The 4,207-nt window shown below is 58.4% G+C and carries 4 protein-coding genes and 1 tRNA gene; 2 read left to right on the top strand and 3 right to left on the bottom strand.

Annotated elements, in window-relative coordinates; translation table 11 throughout:
- Positions 1-396 precede the first annotated feature (396 nt).
- Positions 397-482 (bottom strand) — tRNA-Leu (locus Q0M35_RS17700).
- 190 nt (positions 483-672) lie between these two features.
- Between Q0M35_RS17700 and lipB the strand changes: the two genes are divergently transcribed.
- A complete protein-coding gene (gene lipB, locus Q0M35_RS17695; RefSeq protein WP_295317578.1) occupies positions 673-1,374 on the top strand; it encodes a lipoyl(octanoyl) transferase LipB in 702 nt (233 codons plus the stop codon).
- Here lipB and Q0M35_RS17690 read toward each other — a convergent pair.
- Both Q0M35_RS17690 and Q0M35_RS17685 read right to left on the bottom strand, forming a co-directional pair.
- Positions 1,362-1,781 carry a response regulator gene (locus tag Q0M35_RS17690; protein WP_295317577.1) on the bottom strand — a complete coding sequence of 140 codons (420 nt, stop codon included), beginning with the start codon at positions 1,779-1,781 and terminating at the stop codon, positions 1,362-1,364. The two genes, lipB and Q0M35_RS17690, sit on opposite strands and share 13 nt — an antisense overlap.
- 14 nt (positions 1,782-1,795) lie before the next feature.
- Positions 1,796-2,926: a PAS domain-containing sensor histidine kinase gene (locus tag Q0M35_RS17685; protein ID WP_295317576.1), complete on the bottom strand. Its 1,131-nt coding sequence runs from the start codon at positions 2,924-2,926 to the stop codon at positions 1,796-1,798.
- Between the two features lie 317 nt (positions 2,927-3,243).
- Between Q0M35_RS17685 and Q0M35_RS17680 the strand changes: the two genes are divergently transcribed.
- Positions 3,244-4,207 (top strand): cbb3-type cytochrome c oxidase subunit I (locus tag Q0M35_RS17680; protein ID WP_295317575.1); only part of this gene is annotated, 964 nt, incomplete at its 3' end.

Genomic DNA, 4,207 nt, shown 5'->3' with positions numbered 1-4,207 from the left:
CTGTTTGCAGGTGGGCGATAATTCCTGTGTCGTCACTGCTATTCCGTCGCCTACCGCAGTCAGTCAGAAACCCGACATGACCGCGCTATGCGGCGGGCGAACAAAACCCGCATGGATTTGGGCGGTGAACCCGGCACCGCACATCGGATTGCTGAGAAGCCGAAAGGCATGTGGCAACGCACTTGCGAGCGACACTGTGAGCAGATCGAGCGCGACGAAGGCGAAGCAGACTATCTGTTTTTAAGAAAATTTGCGCACTTTCTCAGCCGGGAAGAGCGTCATGCGTTTTTCGGGTGCTAAGCAGCGATACACAGCTTGAAGGGTGGCTAATCGGGTGGATAAATAATTCTGGAATGTATTATTATTTTTTCTAACTAAAGTGTTAGTCGAAAAAAATGGTGCGGATGAGAAGACTCGAACTTCCACGGGTGTTACCCCACAGCGACCTCAACGCTGCGCGTCTACCATTCCGCCACATCCGCACATTGAATGGTGAGGCGTCTTTAGCGCGACCTGCGCAGCTTGTGAAGGGCCATAATGTAAGAAAATCGCAGGCTCTTTGCCCGTTCTGCCAGCGGGCGCTCTCGCAACGCTGCACCGGAGCCATTAAGAATTTCATTTCAGCCGCGGGCGCGGTTTACAGGTAATGCCGGCGCGCGGTATGGGCAGGACATGACAGAGTGGATCATCTCCGACGGGCTGACAGACTATCGCGCCGCAGAGGCATGGATGGAGGCGCGCGCTCAGGCCATCGCCGGGGGAACTGCGGATGAATGTATCTGGCTGGTGGAGCATCCGCCACTTTACTCCGCCGGCACATCTGCAAAAGATACCGATCTGACCGATCCGGACCGTTTTCCGGTCTATCCGACCCGTCGTGGCGGGCAGTATACCTATCACGGACCCGGGCAGCGGGTTGCTTATACCCTGCTGGATGTGGGCAGACGGGGGCGTGATGTGCGCCGGTTCGTGCAGCAACTGGAGCGATGGGTGATTGCCGCTCTCGACAGCTTCAATGTCACAGGTGAGGTGCGCGCCGGCCGCGTCGGTGTCTGGGTCACCCGCCCGGAAAAGCCGCGTGACGCTGATGGCGCACCAGCAGAGGAAAAGATCGCAGCGATCGGCATCCGGCTGCGCAAGTGGGTGAGCTTTCATGGGATCGCGATCAATGTCGACCCGGACCTGAGCCACTTTGATGGCATTGTGCCCTGTGGTATCCCGGAGCACGGGGTGACCAGCCTCGTGGATCTGGGCCTGCCAGTGACGATGGATGATCTGGATATCGCCCTGCGCGATCAGTTTACAGTTGTTTTCGGCAACGCACCTGTCGATGCACCGCCGGTGCGCTTCGCGCCGCCGGTTCAGCCCGCCTGACCGGCCGACCCGGGCGCGCGCAAAAAGCTCAGCAACCGTTCAGTGCTGAGCGGCTTTGCCATAAAACCGGTTACATTCGGGTCGGCCTCCGCCCTTCGACGGTCATCGTCAAGCGTTGAGGTGGACAGCATCAGGATTTTGCGCCCTTCGGTCATTTGCGCTGGCAGGGCGGCATAGGCCTCGAGGAATTCAAACCCGTCCATCCGCGGCATATTAATGTCGAGCAGGATCAGATCAGGCAGCACGCCGCCATTCGCCTGTGCATGCTCAAGATGCTCAAGAGCGGCCTGCCCGTCAGTTTCGATCTCCACTTCCTCGGCCAGGCCGGTGCGATCAATCAGCCTGGTGTGCATCAGGTTGGTGATCCGGTCATCATCAACCAGCAGTATTTTTCTGAGGCGTTTCATTCAGTCTGCCCCCTTCAGGCGCCTTGTTGCGGAAAACTGAGCGTAAAAACTGCGCCCTCACCCGGGCGTCCTTCTACGCGAATGGTGCCGCCAATACGGTGCATCAGGCACCGTATTGTATAAAGTGCGACCCCGGCACCGCCCGGCACGGCATGGGCACGCCGGAACAAATCAAACACTTTTCCCTCGTCTCGGGGCAGGTCCAGCCCGGTTCCGTTGTCGGCGACCGAAACCTCGGTCATGTTATCCACTGATCGCGAAGTAACTTTGATGCGCACCCGCCGGTCAGGGCTGCGATACCGGATCGCATTGGCAATCATCGCCTGCAGCATGTTCTCAAGTTCGAGCGGCAGAAAGGTTACCTCGGGCGCCTCGAAATCTGTGCGGATCACTGCATTTGAATCCGTGACCTGACAATGCAGGCTGACAAGGACATTTTCGGTGACCTCGGCCAGAGCGACCGGTTCAAACGGCGCCATCTCGCCGGCATTGGCCTGTGCCACGCAGACCAGCGCATCCAACTTTTCCTGAGCCTGAGTGCAGACGTCACGCATCCAGCCCAGAGTTTCGCTGTGCTCGGGCGGCAGCAGTTCACCTGCTTCGCTCAGCATATGGGTGAGCGTGCTCATGTTGCTGACCGGCACTTTCAGGTCATGGCTGGCAATATAAGTGAGTTGTTCAAGCTCGCGCCGGGTGGCTCTCAGGCGTTCTTCGGTCAGCTTCTGCTCAGTTATGTCAATCGCGATCCCGATGTGACGCAGCACCGAGCCGTCGGTATCGCGTTCGTACACCTTGTCGATGCTGCGCAGCCAGACAACTGATCCGTCGCGGGCATAGTCGCGGTATTCGTGGGTCGCGGAGACGCCGTCTGCCAGGTCTCCCAGCGAATCAAAATAGGCAGCGAGCGCCTCAAGGTCGTCCTCATGAACGATCGTTTCGAACAGTGCATCGCCCAGGTCGATCAGGTCCTGTGGCGTATACCCCAACATTGTCCCGATGGACCGGTTAGAATATTCGTTACTCTTGGTCTTGTGATTGAAAATATAGATGATACCCGGAACCAGGCCGGCCATGCGGCGCAGGAAATCCGAGCTCTCCGCATCAATGCTCAATCCTGTCGCGCCTGTATCTGAATCCAAAGCCACCTGCATTTCCCTGTTCCCGCATCCTGGTCTGAACCGTTCCCGGACAGCCGCCACCCGAAGCCATCCTGCATCAGTGACTGTTAAACGCCGGTTAACACGCGACGGTCTCTGGCGGGCATCCGCCGGCAGCCCGGGGTAATTGCGCCAGGCTGCGTCACCCTGGCGCACCCGGTGCACGGATCAGCCCGCCAATTCGGCACTGCTGCGTCAATACGATCATTGCTCCCGGCCCCAACACACTCTAGAAACGGATGGAATCCTCTGTGCGATACAGGAACCGTCGTGCGGAACGTCACATAATACCAGGAGGCAAGAGCATGGCAGACGCAGCCATCCACGGCCATGACCACCAGGACGAGCGTGGGTTTTTCACCCGCTGGTTCATGTCAACAAACCACAAAGATATCGGTATTCTCTATCTGATCGTCTCCGCTCTTGCCGGTTTCGTTTCAGTTGCGTTTACCGTTTACATGCGCCTTGAGCTGATGGAGCCGGGCGTACAGTACATGTGCCTTGAGGGTGCGCGTCTCTTCGCCAGCGGCGAGGCCTGTACGCCCAACGGACATCTCTGGAACGTGCTGATCACAGGCCACGGCATCCTGATGATGTTCTTCGTGGTCATTCCGGCGCTCTTCGGCGGATTTGGCAACTATTTCATGCCTTTACAGATCGGCGCGCCGGATATGGCGTTCCCGCGGATGAACAACCTTTCCTTCTGGCTTTATGTCGCCGGCACAACGCTGGCGGTCTGTTCGGTGCTGTCACCGGGCGGCAACGACCAGGCCGGGTCCGGAGTGGGCTGGGTGCTTTACCCACCGCTCTCCACGAATGAAGGCGGCTTCTCGATGGATCTCGCGATCTTCGCGGTGCACGTATCAGGCGCCTCGTCGATCCTGGGGGCGATCAATATGATCACCACCTTCCTCAACATGCGGGCCCCGGGCATGACGCTCTTCAAAGTGCCGCTGTTCTCATGGTCGATCTTTGTCACAAGCTGGCTGATCCTGTTGTCTCTGCCGGTTCTGGCGGGCGCGATCACCATGTTGCTGATGGACCGGAACTTTGGATTCACCTTCTTTGACCCCGCAGGCGGGGGCGACCCGGTGCTTTACCAGCACATTCTGTGGTTCTTCGGACACCCGGAAGTCTACATCGTGATCCTTCCTGGCTTCGGCATTATCTCCCACGTGATTGCGACCTTCTCGCGCAAACCGGTCTTTGGCTACCTGCCGATGGTCTGGGCCCTGATTGCCATCGGTGCTCTGGGCTTCGTGGTCTGGG

Origin of the sequence: Roseobacter sp., from assembly GCF_024639605.1 — a bacterium.
Classification (GTDB): Bacteria; Pseudomonadota; Alphaproteobacteria; order Rhodobacterales; family Rhodobacteraceae; genus Roseobacter.
Note: the sequence above shows the minus strand (reverse complement) of the source record. Positions and strands in the feature narration are given on the sequence as shown.

What these genes read in the sequence shown, in the direction of transcription:
- lipB (WP_295317578.1), top strand. Translation starts at nt 673, where the DNA reads ATGACAGAGTGGATCATCTCCGACGGGCTGACAGACTATCGCGCCGCA.
- Q0M35_RS17690 (WP_295317577.1), bottom strand. Translation starts at nt 1,781, where the DNA reads ATGAAACGCCTCAGAAAAATACTGCTGGTTGATGATGACCGGATCACC.